Here is a 16,693-nt window from a genome sequence, read left to right as displayed (position 1 = left end):
CACGGTCATTGGGGTTCACTAATTAATAAAAGTATTGCGAACACGCACAGAGACAAAAAAGTAAGGCACCCAAACGAAACAACCAAATAATCCTCGTATCAATTCACGAATATCATTGGAATCTATTTCGAGGTCTAACAATTGATTGGCAAGCACCAAATCAAAAACCATCACAGCCAATGAAAAAATTTGAAAAAAGGCATACACCTTAATAATTAATTTTTTCTTAGTGAAAAAGAGATAACAAAGATACAAGACTGTACCGTAAATAATCGCGTTACCAACCATTTCAAAATATATCACTTCTTTGAATAGCGGAATGAAATAGTCTGAACCCGGTGACGTCAATTCACTCCAATATTCAATCACTTCTTGATTATGATGCCAAAGTCTAAACGGCATAAATAGTGCCGAAAAAATCACCCCAAGTAATGGGAGAATCAACCATCCACCGATACCATTTAATTCAGGCTTAGGTTTTGGTACAGGAGGCATTTCATTATTTACTGCGTTCACCTTCACATCCTTGATTTAATTTATGCAGTTAATCTGCTCATCGATTTGCGCAAGAATTTGCTGAATAGATATGAGCAAGCTAAATTAGCACATGATTATCTGAGTCACCTTTTTGCTAAGCTAACATACTCTAACGGCTAAAAATGTAGCGTTTGACGTTTTTTGTCAAAATTTAACCAAAAATGAGCATAAATCAGAAGAAGACGAACTATGGCATCAACACAATCTGTTTCTATATCACTGCCACCTTATTATCGTATTGATGATTTTTTTGCTTTTCACTTGCGAGATCCGCAAAATATCGCTGAGATTGTTGAAAAAAACACCTTGCGCAAAGGGATTATCTGGCAGGAACGTGCTGCGCAAATTCGCCTATCCATTAACGACCAAGCCACTGACAATAAACAAGCAATATTGCAGCTTGATGTTGATAATACAGAAACCTCGCCTTTCTTAAATGAGCTACACACACTTGCGATTCATTTACTCGGATTGAATCAACCCGTTGAGCAATTTGAAGAAAAATACCTTACCCACCCAATACTCGGTAAACTGATTGCGCCACAGCGAGGTGTGCGAGTGTATCAATCCGCCACCACGTTTGAAGCGCTCGTATGGGCCATTATCGGTCAACAAATTAGTGTTCTTGCTGCCATCGCCATCCGCCGACGTTTTATTCAAGCTGTTGGGCAACAGCACTCATCAGGAATTTGGTGCTTTCCTACCGTTACCTCAGTCATCAATGTGGACGATGAAATGTTACGACAAGCGGGGTTTTCTCTTGGAAAAATCATCGCCTTACGCGGGCTTTGTAACGCTATTCAAGCGGGTGAATTAGACTTAGACAACGCCGTTACCCCCGAAAATGTCCATGATGTCACCGAAAAATTGCTAGCCATCAAAGGCATTGGGCCTTGGACTGTCAGCTATGGTCTCCTGCGGGGATTTAATTACCTAGATGGCTCCCTGCATGGGGATGTTGCCGTGCGGCGCAATCTACAAACTTTATTAGTTCAAGATGCGCAACCATCCGCGAAAGAAACCCAGCAATGGCTAGCCCAATTTGCACCGTGGCGAGCACTGGTTGCAGCCCACCTTTGGCGCAGCCAATCTGCTGCGGGTTATTAAACAAAAATCCCCAATCCAGTACACCGAATTGGGGATTTATTTATGATACTAATTTTAGGGTGCTACTCGATTAGATAACAATTAACGCAACCAGTTGGTTTTCACCAATTGCACCACTTCATCACCACGACCGCTCATAATCGCCTTCAACATATATAAGCTAAAGCCTTTGGCTTCTTGCGCTTCAATTTCCGGAGGCATTGAAAGCTCTTGCTTCGCCGTCAATACATCCACAACAACTGGACCATCATGGGCAAAAGCTTCTTTCAGCGCACCGTCCAGATCTTCACTTTTCTCAACGCGAATGCCTTTGATACCTGCCGCATTGGCAATCGCAGCAAAGTTTGGATTCTGTAAATCGGTGCCCGCAGTCATAAAGCCTGCAACCTTCATTTCCATCGCCACAAAGCCCAACACACCGTTGTTATGAATGATGATTTTTACTGGTAATTTCATCTGCGACAGTGAGATAAAGTCACCCATCAACATACTGAAACCGCCATCACCACACATCGCAACCACTTGGCGATTTTTATCAACAGCTTGCGCACCAATCGCTTGCGGCATTGCGTTGGCCATCGAGCCGTGGTTAAACGAACCGATCAGACGACGTTTACCATTCATTTTTAAGTAACGCGCAGCCCACACCGTTGGTGTGCCCACATCGCAGGTAAAGATAGTGTCGTCGTTCGCCAACTCGCTCAATTTGGTAGCTAAATATTGTGGATGGATCAACCCTTCATGACCCGGCTTAGCCAAATCATCCAACCCTTTACGCGCCTCGGCATAGTGCTTCAGTGCGCCATCCAAATGTTTGCGGTTCTGTTTCGCCGTTAAATGTGGCTGTAAGGCAGTCAATGTCGCCTTAATATCCCCGATTAGCCCCATATCAATATGACAATGGGAGCCTAAGCTTCCGGCATTCAGGTCAATCTGAATAATTTTCGCATCAGTTGGGTAGAACGGACGATACGGGAATTGGGTGCCTAGCAATACAACGGTATCCGCATTCATCATCGCGTGGTAGCCAGATGAGAAACCGATTAACCCCGTCATGCCCACGCTATTTGGGTTATCCCACTCAATATGCTCTTTACCACGCAGCGCATGTACCACTGGTGCATTCAAGGTTTCTGCTAGTTTCACCACTTCATCATGAGCGCCAGCACAACCATTACCGCAGAACAATGTGATATTTTCTGACTGATTCAATGCTTCTGCTAGTTTTTCAATTTCAGGGCGCTGAGGCATGATCAAAGGTGCTTGTGGCTGATACCACTCTTCTTTCGCCGATTCTGGTGCATCTTTCAGGGCGATATCACCCGGTATAACGACAACGGAAACGCCTTTATTCAGGATCGCTTTACGCATCGCAATACCCAGAACTTGTTGAATTTGCTCAGGGTTAGTTACCATTTCACAATAGTGGCTACATTCACGGAACAGTTCTGTTGGGTGGGTTTCTTGGAAGTAATTACTACCGATTTCACTCGATGGTATATGTGCAGCAATGGCTAATACAGGTACACGGTTACGATGGCAATCATACAACCCGTTGATTAAGTGCATGTTACCGGGTCCACAAGACCCCGCGCACACCGCTAGCTCGCCCGTTAGTTGCGCTTCTGCGCCCGCGGCAAATGCAGCCACTTCTTCATGACGGGTGCCTAACCACTCAATAGCCCCTTGCTTACGTAAACTATCCGTTAAACCGTTTAATGAGTCCCCAGTGACTCCCCAGATGCGCTTAACACCTGCGTTATCCAGTACTTTCGCAATATAGGATGCAATACTCTGTTTTTTCATAATGGCACTCTTTTTAAGTCGGATTAAATTCAATGTATTCTTGTTAACAATGACATATTTAACAAGAGGTGCTAATTTTCAAATACGCTTAATAATATGTATTTGATTCTAACTAAATCGATTCCCCATTCCTACCAATGCAGTACATTCAAAAACAGAACAAGATATTCATCCGCGAATATCGAAAGAAGAATGAGATAACAGGACAAATTTAAGGTCGTAAAAAGAGGGTTAGTTTCAGTTATGAACAACCCAGCAAAATCCCGTTTATTTTGCGCGCATCGAAAGTCATAAATATCTTTATATTTTCCAAAGAACGATTCCAAATTGATAACCTGCACCTAACGTCCAAAATAAGACAATATCTTCATCACGGAGTAAATTCTTTTTCTGGTGGCAATAATAAGCAATAAATGGGCTGGTTGCCCCTGTATAACCATATTCATCCGCAATATATTCTATTTTTTTATTAGGAATATTTAATGCTTCTGCCAATTCTGAAATATTGCTTTTCATTACCTGAGAAAAGAAAAAACAACTTATATCATCAATAGTTAACCCATTATTTTTTAATAATTTGTCAATGTGATAAATAGCATGAGGCAAACACTCTTTTGTTGTAAATTTACCCCAGTAAATTTTCTCATCTTGCATATTTTGGCTCTGTGAAAAACCATGCTTAGGAAAACGAGTCTCCCGGCAAAAACTCGAATCCGTATAATAAAAGCTATCCATCAAACCAGAGCTTGTCCCGTTTTGTACTTTTTCTAATGTCATAGCAACTGCTGCATCCCCAAAGAGAACTGATGGGAATAGCTCATTTTGATTACATAGATTTGAAAGATGGTCCGAGGCAACAATAAGGGCTTTTTTAGCTGTTTTTTTCATCTTTAGTATGATCGCAGCCTGCTCTAACGCCATTAACATTCCGAGGCAATTACCGTTAATATCAATACATACACACTCATTTTTTAAGGCTAAATGATGATGTAAATATAGGGCATTAAGTGGTGACAAATATTCCATCGTCGTTGAGGCAAATATCAAAACATCGATATCTTTATCACTCATTGGGGCTAATGCATTAATCGACATCGTCAACGCATTTTCATCAGGCTGGATCGTGATATATCGCTGCTTCTGCCCAAAATCATTCAATAATTCCGGTAAATTTTTGACATTTGGATACTTATCAAAATAATATTGGTTATTCCTAATATTTTCAGGATGGTAGATATGAATAGATGAAATTTTTATTGCCTCATTCATTGCATTTCCCTTATCTGTATTAGTTTACCCACAAGGTATAACCCACCAATTAATAAAAAACAATCGACACAAACCACCGCATTTTACATTTTGTCGATATTATTGTATTATTGGATCATATTTGACTATCTAAAGGTGACATTTTTGCTTTATTTTAAAAACACAATAAATCAGTATTTCCCTATCAATACACTTCGTTATAAAAACTTGATATAGCTTATTCAACAAGCTTATTAATCAATAAATTTCCATTCAATTAGTTTAGATACTGCATTTAATTATCCATACTAATTTTCATTATTTGCAGATTGTCCGAGCAAATCGGATCGGGAAACCCACATCTTAAAATTCAAATAAGAGGATGGTTCCATGAAGATCAGAAAGAAAAAAGAAAAACCATTAAATATCAACGATATTACAATTATTGATGATGGAAAATTGAAAAAAGCAATCACAGCGGCTTCGCTGGGTAATGCGATGGAATGGTTCGACTTCGGTGTTTACGGCTTCTTAGCCTATGTACTGGGTCAAGTCTTCTTTCCGGACGCATCACCGAGCGTTCAGATGATTGCGGCGTTAGCCACTTTCTCCGTGCCTTTCTTGGTTAGACCCCTTGGGGGCGTTGTCTTCGGTATTCTCGGAGATAAATACGGCCGACAAAAAGTGTTGTCCATGACCATTATTATTATGGCAATCAGTACCTTCTGTATCGGTCTGATCCCATCATACGAGAGAATTGGTATTTGGGCGCCTATCTTATTACTGCTCGCTAAACTGGCTCAAGGTTTCTCCGTGGGTGGTGAATATTCCGGTGCAGCTATCTTTGTTGCTGAGTATTCCCCAGACCGTAAGCGTGGCTTTATGGGCAGCTGGTTAGATTTCGGTTCTATCGCAGGTTTTGTGATGGGTGCGGGTGTCGTCGTGCTGATTTCAAGCCTTGTCGGTGAAGCTAACTTCCACGATTGGGGCTGGAGAATTCCGTTCTTCTTAGCCTTACCGCTAGGTATTATCGGTCTCTATTTACGTCATTCATTGGAAGAAACCCCTGCATTCCAGCAACATATTGAAAGTTTAGAGCAGCAAGACAAAGCCAATATCCAGAATCCACCGAAAGTCTCTTTCCGTGAAGTTGCATCTAAATATTGGAAAAGCTTGATGATTTGTGTCGGCTTAGTTATCGCCACTAACGTGACGTACTATATGCTGCTGACCTATATGCCGAGCTATTTGTCCCATAATTTGAACTACTCAACCGACCACGGTGTGTTGATTATTATCGCCATTATGATTGGTATGCTGTTTGTACAGCCAATCATTGGTTTAGCCAGTGACAAAATTGGTCGCCGACCTTTCGTTATCATGGGCAGCGTGGGGTTAATTGTGTTGGCTTACCCCGCATTTATGATGATTAATAGCGGTTCTGTTGGCTTAATTTTTGTCGGATTGTTGATTCTTGCGGTATTGCTCAACTGCTTTACCGGGGTGATGGCATCGATTTTACCCGCTATTTTCCCTACCCATATTCGTTATAGTGCATTAGCCATCGCTTTTAATATTTCGGTATTAATTGCGGGTGCAACACCAACGGCGGCGGCATGGTTAGTTGAAGCGACTAATGACTTGTATATGCCTGCCTATTATCTGATAGTCATTGCATTAATTGGTCTGTATACCGGTATTAGAATGCCAGAAACGGCTAATAAACCACTACGTGGTGCAACACCGGCGGCCTCAGATAAAGCGGAAGCAAAAGAAATTTTGAGTGAGCATTTTGACAATATCGAACAGAAAGTTGAAGATATCGAACAACAAATTGCTGAGCTGGAAAAACAGCGTCAATCGCTAATCAACCAGCACCCAAAATTAGATTAACCCTTAAAAAATAGCGAGGAAAGCGATGTCGGCTTGTCACTTAGTTTGGTTTCGCAACGATCTACGAGTCACCGATAATAAAGCGCTTACCTTTGCTTGTGAGGATCCTACTGCCACTGTGATTGGCGTCTATATTGCGACGCCAGAACAGTGGGCAACTCACAACGTATCACCAAGGCAAATTGCCTTTTTGCATCAAAACCTGGTGGAGCTACAACACGCTTTAGCGAAACGAGGTATTCCCCTGATTTGCCATACCACTGCGACCTTTGCGGATTCCGTGAAATGGTTGCTGGATTTTGCCCAACAGCAAAATGCCACAGGGTTATATTTCAATCACCAGTACGAGTTAAATGAGCGCTTGCGGGATGAACAGTTACGCCAGCAGGCGCAACATCTGAATATTTTCACCTATGATGATGCGCTATTACTTACGCCAGGTTTAGTGACGACGCAAAAAGGGGATATGTACCAAGTCTATACCCCGTTTCGCCGCGCCTTTTTGAGCCAATTGATGATGAGTGATTTTCGCTCGTTTCCCGCCCCCAAACCACGGGGAGCGGCATTAGCCGTTGAAAATACACCTCCACTTTTTGCTCACCAATCCGTTGAAATTTCACCGCAATTTATTGCCGGAGAACAAGCTGCATTAGCGAAGTTACGGCAGTTTTGCAGCGAGTACGTACAAGATTACCAACGCGACCGAGATATTCCCGCCATTGATGGTACTAGCCAATTATCCCCCTATTTAGCCCTTGGAGTGCTTTCGCCTCGCCAATGTGTGAATCGCTTATTGGCAGAGAACCCGCAGGTTTTTGACTCCCAAGAAAGTGGCGGTTTTAGCTGGCTAAATGAATTAATTTGGCGAGAATTTTATAGTCATCTATTGGTCGCTTTTCCGCGCCTTTGTCGTCACCAGCCATTTATTGAATGGACGCAACATATTCAATGGAACCCTGATGACGCTGTATTTTCGGCATGGAAAAGTGGACAAACAGGCTACCCGATAGTAGATGCCGCCATGCGCCAGCTCAACCAAACAGGCTGGATGCATAACCGGCTACGGATGATTGTGGCGAGTTTTTTAGTCAAGGATTTGCTGGTCGATTGGCGTAAAGGCGAACACTACTTTATGAGCCAGTTAATCGATGGCACTTTGGCGGCGAATAATGGCGGCTGGCAGTGGTCAGCGTCAACGGGGGTTGATGCCTCGCCGTGGTTCCGTATTTTTAACCCAACCACTCAAGGGAAAAAATTCGACCCACAAGGCACGTTTATCCGCGAGTGGCTTCCCGAACTTCGCGATGTTCCCGAGAAATTTATTCACGAACCCCATACATGGGCTGAATCTCACCAAGTCTCTCTGAATTATCCAATGCCTATCGTTGACCATAAGCAAGCACGGCTGATGACGTTGGAAGCATTTGAGGCAGGAAAGCGGGCTGTATAGCGTTAGTTTCGCCATTTTTTCACGAGCTCCATACCGATATAAAGCTTCCTTTTCATTTTCTGAAACATCCTTATTTCCTCAATCTATAATTCCACCTTATCTAAAATTCAGACTAAGTCTAAATCAATTAAATGGTGAATTTGAGTTAATCTCACTGTATGGTCTTAATAAGGTCATGACATTTTAAGATTGGAGCCTGCTGCTAAAAGGAGATGCTCGGATGCCAGAAAATAACTACATTGGAAGTGCAAGTAGCCGAACAAATATAGGAACATCAACGACAACGGTTTATGTCACTGTCCCGAAACTACGATTTTTCATGGAGCCTAGAGCGCTATCTTTTGCTCCTGCGCAATCTATCCCGCTTTCTCCACCAACCACCGCAATACCAAAACCATCAATATCCCCGAAAGATGCCTTAGATGTTTTAACTCAAGTAGTTAAAGCGCCAAACCCGATGACGATATTATTGATGGGTCTCTTTTACTCACCGAGTGTGGGTGATGCGACAATGGACCGTATTTTTATTGGTCGTCCTTTTGAGAAGCGACTCATTTTTGGTGGTTTTTCTCGTTCTGCATCAACGGTATCTACGTATGACTATACGTCTGAAGCCTTTTTAAGAGAAATAGCTGCGGCAAAAAGTACGGTAACAACCCGTGTTCGTTTTCGAGTCATAGTAGACGAAGAAACGGGAAATCCGAAAATTGCTGGGTATGAAGTGGATGAAAAAAGTGGATTAGATAGGGTGAGAGTCCGCTTTGCTGAAATTCATGAGGATGGCACGGCGACATTTTCAGACCCTGAGTTTAAAGGACAATTTGTTTGGGATCTCAAAGAGAATACGGTGGAATACAATGATTACACCGCTCAGGAAGTCGCAGAAAAACCAATATTAGGTTTTCAATCCGTTAAATTTAGTTTAGATAACGGACGTCGGGAAAGCATCGTTCATGATGGTGGTGAAATTGGACATACATCCCCACCAACCCCTTTACCTGAACCGCAAAAAATTTGGAGCTTACCAAATCCTATTCCCGATATTGAAAAACCAGAAATAACCGTAAGTCCGATACCCGAACAATCAACGGGATGGATTGAATGGGTGCCTATTCACGAAACGGATTTTAATGATTATGTGATTGTCGATCCTCGAGGGGAAGTACCTGCAATCTATGTGTTTTTTCAAAAAGAGCCAGTCGATGATTTGGAAGTGGATTATTACGATAATTTTAAAGGACGCCCCCGCAATGGGTTGTATGAAATCGATCATTTACCTTCTCAAGCTGCAATTCGGATATATTTAAAAAAAACATATCCAGATATGAGTGAAGAGGATATAGATCTAAGGTTAGGTCAGATCGCATCAATAGCTATACCGAAAGAGGTTCATCGTAAATGCAGCGAAACTTACGGTGGACGAAATAACAGTTGGGTTGACTTTGACAATGGCACGTCGTTACGACGAAAAGAGTTGGATGCTAAAAATTTACGAGAAGCCGTTGAGCGAAATTGGGATGCGAACCGAGAATGCTTAGAAAGTGAAGGCTACGATAGTAAATTACTGGATGAGAAATTAGATAAGATTCATGAACTAAACGAAGCAAAAGGATTATACAAATGAGTGTAAATATTGAAGCATTAGTACAACGGTTAGGGGATACCTATGATGAACTTTATCGTGACGGATTAATCCCTTATAAAACAAAACCTCAAGGCAACTCTGGAGATGATGTATTAACACTTAGAATGTCAAAGGAATATACATTTTTAGCATTTGAAAACCCCTCTAAGAAATTAATTGAAGTAACTATTACTGTATTGCCTGATGGCATGAGAAATGGTTGGAAATTTCCGAATGATATTCCCTTTGGACTAGAACAAGTAATGACGGAACGTTGGTTATATGAGCATTTTGGCTCCCCAATTCGTGTTGCACCTAAAAAAATAGTTGTTGGGATGCCTTTAGGTAAATCGGAGGTTTTTAAGTTTAGAAATAACTCTTTGATTCATGATATTGCTATACATTGCCGCTATGGCTATGACACTGTTAATGTTAAAAGCATTTCATTTGAATTGTTAGATAACTTAGAAAAACGCTGGAAAGTAGATCATTACAAATGAGTGTAAATATTGAAGCGTTAGTACAACGGTTAGGGGATACCTATGATGAACTTTATCGTGACGGGTTAATCCCTTATAAAACTAAGCCCCAAGGGAATTCAGGAGATGATGTTGTCACGCTAGATATGAAAAAAGAATATGTTTTTTTATCTTTTGATAACCCGTCAAAAACGTTAAGAGAAGTCGCGATAACGGTTATTCCAGATGATATGCGTAATGGGTGGAAGTTTCCGAATGATATTCCTTTTGGGCTAGAGCAAGTAATGACTGAACAATGGGTACATGAACATTTAGGTTCGCCTATTAGAAGCGCACCTGAACAAATAATCATGGGGGTTAGTTTTGGAAAAACAGAGGTTTTCATTCTGAAATCTCCTCTTTTAGATAAAAAAATCGCAGTTTCAATATTATATGGATATAAAAAAGTAAATGTTAAGAGTGTTACTTTTTTATACCTTGATGTATTAGAGAACGAATGGAAACAATAAAATCGTAATTCTCTAATGTGCTACTAATCCAAAAGGAGCTAAGCAAAAGGATTATACAAATGAGTGTAAATATTGAAGCGTTAGTACAACGCTTAGGGGATACCTATGATGCACTTTATCGTGACGGATTAATCCCTTATAAAACTAAGCCCCAAGGCAACTCTGGAGATGATGTATTAACACTTAGAATGTCAAAGGAATATACATTTTTAGCATTTGATAATCCGTCCAAAAAATTATCACAGATTACTATGACTCTCATACCAGATAATAAGCGTAATGGGTGGATTTTCCCGAACCAAATTCCCTTTGGATTAGAACAAGTGATGTCTGATGTTTGGTTTTATGAGCATATAGGCAATCCAATAAGACAAGCTCCTGAAGATGTTATTTTAGGTATCCCTATAGGAAAAACTGAGGTATTTAAGCTAAGCATTACAACGCAATCTATGGAGCCTATAGCTATGATTGTGAGCTTTCACCCCGAGATGAAAATGCTTGCTCAAGAAGTTACTTTTGAATTATTAGCGAATTTAGAAAAACGCTGGAAAGTAGATCATTACAAATGAGTGTAAATATTGAAGCATTAGTACAACGGTTAGGGGATACCTATGATGAACTTTATCGCGACAGGTTAATCCCTACCTCAAGGTAACTCAGATCATGATATCCACACTCCTTGCACTTATTTCTCCCCCAATCCCCAATTTGATCAATCCTAAATAAAAATTACTGGTTATGATAACCAGACAACAACAATAGGAGGCAATAATGCAGGTGATTTTACAGGTTGATTTCCCATACCAAGGCCCATGGGGTGAAGAGATGGCGGCGGCAATGGAAGGATTAGCGCAATCCATTAACCAAGAGCCGGGATTTATTTGGAAAATTTGGACTGAAAACCAACAAACTCAACGGGCGGGAGGCATTTACTTATTTGCTAACCAAGCCGATGCGCAAGCGTATCTCGAAATGCACAGCGCGCGACTCAAATCCTTTGGCGTACCTGAAGTGAGCGGGCAAATTTTTAGTGTGAATACCGCACTCAGCCAACTGAACCAAGCGCAATTTATTCAAAAATAGTTTCAATGGAGAGGGCATTTTGCCCTCTCTGATAACTTCGCCCTCAAAAATCCCCGTGGCGACGCTCCACCAGCGTTAAAATACTGTACAGCGCCACAATGTCATTGTGCTGATTAAACACTTGGACATCCCACTCGATAACTCCATTAGGCTTATCTTCGGCTTTTTTCTGGGCTTTTTTGATCTTTTTCTTGCACGTTAAGCGCACTTGGATAGTATCGCCAATTTTGACTGGCTCGATAAAACGCAAGTTTTCCATCCCATAGTTCGCGATAACAGGCCCTACTCCCGCATCCACAAACAGCCCTGCTGCTGCCGATACCACAAAATAACCGTGGGCGATGCGCTCACCAAACATGGATTGCTCGGCGCCAAGTTTATCCACATGCACATAGAAATTATCCCCGCTGAGACAGGCAAAATTCACAATATCCGTTTCAGTTACCGTGCGTCTCGCGGTCAGTAGAGTGTCGCCAATCACTAACTCTTCGAAATATTTACGGAACGGATGCACCACATCAGCAATAGCCTCAGCGCCGCGCATCCACTGCTTACTAATCGCAGTCAACATGGATGGGCTGCCTTGCAGTGCCGTACGCTGCATATAATGTTTTACTGCTCGCAAGCCGCCCAGCTCTTCACCGCCCCCGGCACGCCCCGGTCCACCATGTACCAACATTGGCAAAGGTGAGCCGTGCCCTGTGGATTCTTTTGATGCCGCTTCATCCAGAATAAACATCCGCCCATGCGCCCGTGCCGTTGCGCGGATCACCGTCTGCGCTACTTGGCTATCGGCAGTCACCAGCGAACCGACTAAGCTTCCGCCTCCTAGCGCCGCCAATTGCACCGCTTGATCTAACCCGTCATAACTCATTAATGTCGCCACGGGACCAAACGCTTCGGTTTCGTGTACCGCTTGATGCACAAATGGCTCGGCACAGTACAGCAATGTCGGTGGGAAAAATGCCCCTTTCTCGCTATCGCCACCCACCACCTGCATATTGACAAAGCTACCACCACATAAGCGTTCGCAGCCATTGGCTAGCAGATAATTCACTTTGTCCTGCACATCTTGGCGCTGTTCAAGGTTAATCAATGCGCCCATTCGAACCCCTTCGGCAGCAGGGTCACCCACCGCGACATTCGAGATGCGTTTTAGGAGGGCATTTTTCACATTCTCCAACTGAGTTTTAGGGACGATAATTCGGCGAATTGCAGTACATTTTTGCCCTGCCTTCGTCGTCATTTCATTAACCACTTCTTTGATAAACAGCGCAAATTCAGGTTGTTCAGGCTGAACATCTGAACCTAAAATCGCACAGTTCAATGAGTCCGCTTCCATGGTAAAAGGCACAGATTTTTGATTGATGCGCGGGTGAGATTTGAGTTTTTGTCCGGTTCCCGCTGAGCCTGTAAAGGTCACCACATCTTCAAAATCCAAGTGGTCGAACATATCCCCAACGCCGCCACAAATTAATTGAATCGCCCCTTCAGGAACTAGCCCGCTCTCCATCATCAATTTCACCATCGCGTGAGTCAGTTGCGCGGATGCGGTGGCGGGTTTGATGATGGCAGGCATCCCCGCGAGCCATGTTGGCGCCAGTTTTTCTAGCATACCCCAGCACGGAAAGTTGAACGCATTGATGTGCAAAGCCACGCCACGGCGCGATGTTAAAATATGGCGGGCCACAAACTGCCCCTGTTTTGATAGCGGGATCATCTCGTCTTCTGACCACACGGTATCATCCGGCAGCTCACGGCTTGCCAGTCCCGCATAGGAAAATAGGGTGCCGATCCCCCCTTCGATATCCACCCAACTGTCTGATTTAGTGGCGCCAGTCTGGGCAGAAATGACATATAACGCCTCTTTATGGGCAAGTAAATGTCGAGCAACTGCTTTAAGCATCTCTCCACGCTGTTGAAACGTTAATTTCCCTAGCGCCTCGCCACCGACATCACGCCCGTACTGTAAGCTTTGCGCTAACGGTAGCCCTTCAGAGGTCACGGCATAGAGTGCTTCATTGGTTAGCGCATGAAAAATCGGACGACCTTCCCCTGCACCCGTTGCCCACTTCCCCATAATGTAACTTGTTAAATGTTGCATGTTCCATCTCCAGAAAAACGACAATAAACCATTTTTAGATGTTAAATATGTATCACATAAACAATCATAGATGCCAATCGAAATTTAACAAATAAAATACAAATAGGGTTGATTTGAGTGTTTACGGCAAGAACCAAACAAAAAATGATGATTTCATTACATTGATTTATATGAATATAATTTAATTACTTGTGAGGTGAATCGCAAAAACCCCACAAACAGCATTGATCTTATTGTTAACTATTCCTAGCATTAATGTTAAATAAATGTGTTCCATATTTTTACATTAACTTAATTTTTATGAATCACTTTAATGGAAAATAACAATGAGCGAGCAAAACCAAATCCACTTCGATGCCAAAATCGAAGCCGACATCGCCATCGAGCCAAAAGATTGGATGCCCGATGCTTACAGACAAAACCTCATTCGCCAGATTGGGCAACACGCCCATTCAGAAGTGATTGGCATGCTGCCGGAAGCCAACTGGCTCACTCGTGCCCCAACTCTACGCCGTAAAGCTGTTCTGCTGGCAAAAATTCAAGATGAAGCAGGACACGGTTTATACCTCTACAGCGCCGCAGAAACGTTGGGATGCACTCGCCAAGACATCTACCAAAAGATGCTCGACGAAAAGATGAAATACTCCTCCATTTTCAACTACCCAACTCTCAACTGGGCGGATGTGGGCGTGATTGGCTGGCTAGTTGATGGTGCAGCAATAGTTAACCAAGTGGCGCTGTGCCGCGCTTCTTACGGGCCTTACGCCCGTGCGATGGTGAAAATCTGCAAAGAGGAGAGTTTTCATCAACGCCAAGGTTATGAAGCCGTCATGGCACTGGCTGAAGGGACTGATGAGCAAAAAGCCATGTTGCAAGACTCTATCAACCGCTTTTGGTGGCCAGTATTAATGATGTTTGGTCCGAATGATTCTGACTCCCCTCATAGCGCGCAAAGTATGGCGTGGAAAATCAAGCGCTTCAGTAATGACGAGCTGCGCCAGAAATTTGTGGATAACACCGTGCCGCAGGTGGAAGCCCTCGGCATGACTATCCCCGACCCTGACCTGCACTGGGATGACGCGCTAGGTCACTACCGTTTTGGTGAGATTGATTGGGAAGAGTTCTACCAAGTGATTAAAGGGCAAGGGATCTGCAACCAAGAACGCCTTGATGCGAAGCGCAAAGGTTGGGAAGACGGAGCTTGGGTGCGCGAAGGCGCAATGGCTCACAGTCAAAAACAAAAAGCCATTAAATCTGCGGCTTAGCCACCAAGAAGGAAAAGACGATGAACAATCAAGATTGGCCACTGTATGAAGTGTTTGTTCGCAGTAAACAAGGTTTAGCCCATCGCCATGTGGGAAGTTTGCACGCCGCCGATGACCAAATGGCACTGGAAAATGCTCGCGATGCTTACACTCGCCGTAGTGAAGGTTGCTCCATTTGGGTCGTCAAAGCCGCCCATTTGGTCGCATCTCAACCTGATGAAAAAGATCAATTTTTTGACCCCGCGGACAGCAAGGTTTACCGCCATCCAACCTTTTACACCATCCCTGATGGCATCAAAAACATGTAAGGAGCTTGAAATGACCGAAAAACAGCAGCTCCAACATTATGTGTTACGCCTCGGAGATACCCCACTGATTCTGGCACAACGCCTGTGTGAGTGGTGTGGTCACGCCCCTGAAATCGAAATTGACCTAGCGCTATCTAACATCGGCTTAGATTTACTGGGGCAAGCGCGCAACTTTCTTAGCTACGCCGCTGAACTCAAAGGCGCAGGTTACAACGAAGATAAGCTGGCTTACTTGCGTGATGAGCGTGAATTTAGCAATTTACTGCTTGTTGAGCAGCCAAATGACGGCTTCAACGACACCCTCGTTCGCCAGTTTTTTATCGATGCCTACCATGTGCCTCTTTACAGCGCACTGACCCAAAGCCGCGACCCGCAGCTGGCCGCCATTGCAGCAAAATCTCTCAAAGAAGCCCTGTACCACCTGCGTTTTAGTCGTGGCTGGATGATCCGTTTAGGGGATGGCACCCCACTGAGCCAGCAGAAGTTGCAGCAATCTATCAACTGCTTATGGCGCTTTACCGGTGAATTGTTCCATGCCGATGCCATTGAAATGGCATTAAGCGAGGCAGGCATTGCCGTTGACCCGCGTACGCTGCGCGATATTTGGCTGCAAACTGTGAATGAAACCTTTGAAGAAGCCACTCTCAGCCTGCCTGAACAAGCAGCTTACCGATTAGGCGGTAAACAAGGCAGCCATACTGAGCACCTCGGTTTAATTCTCACACAGCTGCAATTTGTGCAACGCGCTTACCCCAACAGCCAATGGTGATAGTGATGGAACAGAGAATGCAACTTCAATCCCCCGATATTCATCAGATCTGGCAGCAACTTCAGCAGATCCCAGACCCTGAATTGCCGGCTCTGTCTATTACTGATCTTGGTATGGTGCGCCATGTGAAGCCAACCGAACAAGGCTGGAAAATTGGGTTTACCCCAACCTATTCAGGCTGCCCCGCCACCGAATTTTTAATCAATGAAATCAAAACGGTTCTCGATAGCGCGGGCTTCTCGCCTGTGGATGTGGAAGTAGTATTAACCCCCGCATGGACCACTGACTGGATGAACCAAGATGCCAAAAGGCGCTTACGTGAATTTGGCATTGCGCCCCCACAAGGCGTTGCCTGCGAGCATCCTGAACATACTGGGGCAATTCGTTGCCCACGTTGTGACAGCGAACAGACGGAAAAAATTAGCGAGTTTGGCTCTACCGCCTGCAAAGCGCTATATCGCTGCAACGAATGCTTAGAACCGTTTGATTACTTTAAATGTATTTAAGGGCA

Annotated in this window: 17 protein-coding genes; 13 read left to right on the top strand and 4 right to left on the bottom strand. The window is 43.6% G+C overall.

What is annotated here, in order from left to right:
* Positions 1–18 precede the first annotated feature (18 nt).
* Positions 19–516: a DUF2569 domain-containing protein gene (locus ACIH2S_RS01085; RefSeq protein WP_230085102.1), complete on the bottom strand. Its 498-nt coding sequence runs from the start codon at positions 514–516 to the stop codon at positions 19–21.
* 210 nt (positions 517–726) lie between these two features.
* On the opposite strand from ACIH2S_RS01085, the gene ACIH2S_RS01080 reads away from it, so the two are divergent.
* Positions 727–1,644 carry a DNA-3-methyladenine glycosylase family protein gene (locus tag ACIH2S_RS01080; protein WP_430247945.1) on the top strand — a complete coding sequence of 306 codons (918 nt, stop codon included), beginning with the start codon at positions 727–729 and terminating at the stop codon, positions 1,642–1,644.
* Between the two features lie 81 nt (positions 1,645–1,725).
* Here ACIH2S_RS01080 and poxB read toward each other — a convergent pair whose 3' ends face one another.
* Positions 1,726–3,450, bottom strand: a complete 1,725-nt coding sequence (poxB, locus tag ACIH2S_RS01075; RefSeq protein WP_036948406.1) for a ubiquinone-dependent pyruvate dehydrogenase — start codon at positions 3,448–3,450, stop codon at positions 1,726–1,728.
* 300 nt (positions 3,451–3,750) lie between these two features.
* A complete protein-coding gene (locus ACIH2S_RS01070) occupies positions 3,751–4,719 on the bottom strand; it encodes a 3-oxoacyl-ACP synthase III family protein (protein ID WP_132496875.1) in 969 nt (322 codons plus the stop codon).
* 369 nt (positions 4,720–5,088) lie between these two features.
* On the opposite strand from ACIH2S_RS01070, the gene proP reads away from it, so the two are divergent.
* From proP to ACIH2S_RS01030, 8 genes are all read left to right on the top strand, one after another.
* The gene (gene proP, locus ACIH2S_RS01065) at positions 5,089–6,591 is read left to right on the top strand and encodes a glycine betaine/L-proline transporter ProP (protein WP_108478692.1); all 1,503 of its coding nucleotides are present in this window, start codon (positions 5,089–5,091) and stop codon (positions 6,589–6,591) included.
* A 25-nt stretch (positions 6,592–6,616) separates the two neighbouring features.
* Complete coding sequence (phrB, locus tag ACIH2S_RS01060; protein ID WP_430247941.1) at positions 6,617–8,041, top strand: deoxyribodipyrimidine photo-lyase; 1,425 nt, start codon at positions 6,617–6,619, stop codon at positions 8,039–8,041.
* Between the two features lie 220 nt (positions 8,042–8,261).
* A complete protein-coding gene (locus ACIH2S_RS01055) occupies positions 8,262–9,665 on the top strand; it encodes an S-type pyocin domain-containing protein (RefSeq protein ID WP_349488126.1) in 1,404 nt (467 codons plus the stop codon).
* Entirely contained in the window at positions 9,662–10,165 is a 504-nt protein-coding gene (locus tag ACIH2S_RS01050; protein WP_349488125.1) for a DUF6392 family protein, read from the top strand. Before ACIH2S_RS01055 ends, ACIH2S_RS01050 begins: the two co-directional genes overlap by 4 nt.
* The gene (locus tag ACIH2S_RS01045) at positions 10,162–10,653 is read left to right on the top strand and encodes a DUF6392 family protein (RefSeq protein ID WP_430247940.1); all 492 of its coding nucleotides are present in this window, start codon (positions 10,162–10,164) and stop codon (positions 10,651–10,653) included. Before ACIH2S_RS01050 ends, ACIH2S_RS01045 begins: the two co-directional genes overlap by 4 nt.
* Before the next feature lie 59 nt (positions 10,654–10,712).
* Positions 10,713–11,222 (top strand): DUF6392 family protein, encoded by a 510-nt coding sequence (locus tag ACIH2S_RS01040; RefSeq protein ID WP_430247939.1) that lies wholly within the window; start codon positions 10,713–10,715, stop codon positions 11,220–11,222.
* Positions 11,219–11,308 carry a DUF6392 family protein gene (locus ACIH2S_RS01035; protein ID WP_231138130.1) on the top strand — a complete coding sequence of 30 codons (90 nt, stop codon included), beginning with the start codon at positions 11,219–11,221 and terminating at the stop codon, positions 11,306–11,308. Before ACIH2S_RS01040 ends, ACIH2S_RS01035 begins: the two co-directional genes overlap by 4 nt.
* Before the next feature lie 116 nt (positions 11,309–11,424).
* On the top strand, positions 11,425–11,736 hold the full coding sequence (locus tag ACIH2S_RS01030) for a monooxygenase (RefSeq protein WP_154602233.1): 312 nt from the start codon (positions 11,425–11,427) through the stop codon (positions 11,734–11,736).
* Between the two features lie 43 nt (positions 11,737–11,779).
* Here the strand turns inward: ACIH2S_RS01030 and paaZ are convergent, their stop codons facing one another.
* Positions 11,780–13,840 carry a phenylacetic acid degradation bifunctional protein PaaZ gene (gene paaZ, locus ACIH2S_RS01025; protein WP_321146810.1) on the bottom strand — a complete coding sequence of 687 codons (2,061 nt, stop codon included), beginning with the start codon at positions 13,838–13,840 and terminating at the stop codon, positions 11,780–11,782.
* Positions 13,841–14,166: 326 nt separating this feature from the next.
* On the opposite strand from paaZ, the gene paaA reads away from it, so the two are divergent.
* The 4 genes from paaA to paaD are packed head-to-tail and all read left to right on the top strand — an operon-like array spanning position 14,167 to position 16,688.
* Positions 14,167–15,105, top strand: coding sequence for a 1,2-phenylacetyl-CoA epoxidase subunit PaaA (paaA, locus tag ACIH2S_RS01020; protein ID WP_108478685.1), 939 nt, complete (start codon positions 14,167–14,169; stop codon positions 15,103–15,105).
* Positions 15,106–15,125: 20 nt separating this feature from the next.
* Positions 15,126–15,413, top strand: coding sequence for a 1,2-phenylacetyl-CoA epoxidase subunit PaaB (gene paaB, locus ACIH2S_RS01015; RefSeq protein ID WP_036948387.1), 288 nt, complete (start codon positions 15,126–15,128; stop codon positions 15,411–15,413).
* Positions 15,414–15,423: 10 nt separating this feature from the next.
* Positions 15,424–16,182, top strand: a complete 759-nt coding sequence (paaC, locus tag ACIH2S_RS01010) for a 1,2-phenylacetyl-CoA epoxidase subunit PaaC (RefSeq protein WP_430247937.1) — start codon at positions 15,424–15,426, stop codon at positions 16,180–16,182.
* A gap of 5 nt (positions 16,183–16,187) precedes the next feature.
* Positions 16,188–16,688 carry a 1,2-phenylacetyl-CoA epoxidase subunit PaaD gene (gene paaD / locus ACIH2S_RS01005; protein WP_108478684.1) on the top strand — a complete coding sequence of 167 codons (501 nt, stop codon included), beginning with the start codon at positions 16,188–16,190 and terminating at the stop codon, positions 16,686–16,688.
* Positions 16,689–16,693 lie beyond the last annotated feature (5 nt).

The sequence above is a fragment of the Providencia lanzhouensis genome, assembly GCF_050469745.1.
GTDB lineage: Bacteria > Pseudomonadota > Gammaproteobacteria > Enterobacterales > Enterobacteriaceae > Providencia > Providencia lanzhouensis.
Note: the sequence above shows the minus strand (reverse complement) of the source record. Positions and strands in the feature narration are given on the sequence as shown.

Coding starts and splice junctions, on each gene's coding strand:
- paaC (WP_430247937.1), top strand. CDS start 15,424: ATGACCGAAAAACAGCAGCTCCAACATTATGTGTTACGCCTCGGAGAT.
- paaB (WP_036948387.1), top strand. CDS start 15,126: ATGAACAATCAAGATTGGCCACTGTATGAAGTGTTTGTTCGCAGTAAA.
- ACIH2S_RS01040 (WP_430247939.1), top strand. CDS start 10,713: ATGAGTGTAAATATTGAAGCGTTAGTACAACGCTTAGGGGATACCTAT.
- ACIH2S_RS01050 (WP_349488125.1), top strand. CDS start 9,662: ATGAGTGTAAATATTGAAGCATTAGTACAACGGTTAGGGGATACCTAT.
- ACIH2S_RS01045 (WP_430247940.1), top strand. CDS start 10,162: ATGAGTGTAAATATTGAAGCGTTAGTACAACGGTTAGGGGATACCTAT.
- ACIH2S_RS01055 (WP_349488126.1), top strand. CDS start 8,262: ATGCCAGAAAATAACTACATTGGAAGTGCAAGTAGCCGAACAAATATA.
- paaA (WP_108478685.1), top strand. CDS start 14,167: ATGAGCGAGCAAAACCAAATCCACTTCGATGCCAAAATCGAAGCCGAC.
- ACIH2S_RS01035 (WP_231138130.1), top strand. CDS start 11,219: ATGAGTGTAAATATTGAAGCATTAGTACAACGGTTAGGGGATACCTAT.
- paaD (WP_108478684.1), top strand. CDS start 16,188: ATGGAACAGAGAATGCAACTTCAATCCCCCGATATTCATCAGATCTGG.
- ACIH2S_RS01030 (WP_154602233.1), top strand. CDS start 11,425: ATGCAGGTGATTTTACAGGTTGATTTCCCATACCAAGGCCCATGGGGT.
- ACIH2S_RS01080 (WP_430247945.1), top strand. CDS start 727: ATGGCATCAACACAATCTGTTTCTATATCACTGCCACCTTATTATCGT.
- poxB (WP_036948406.1), bottom strand. CDS start 3,450: ATGAAAAAACAGAGTATTGCATCCTATATTGCGAAAGTACTGGATAAC.
- paaZ (WP_321146810.1), bottom strand. CDS start 13,840: ATGCAACATTTAACAAGTTACATTATGGGGAAGTGGGCAACGGGTGCA.
- ACIH2S_RS01070 (WP_132496875.1), bottom strand. CDS start 4,719: ATGAATGAGGCAATAAAAATTTCATCTATTCATATCTACCATCCTGAA.
- phrB (WP_430247941.1), top strand. CDS start 6,617: ATGTCGGCTTGTCACTTAGTTTGGTTTCGCAACGATCTACGAGTCACC.
- proP (WP_108478692.1), top strand. CDS start 5,089: ATGAAGATCAGAAAGAAAAAAGAAAAACCATTAAATATCAACGATATT.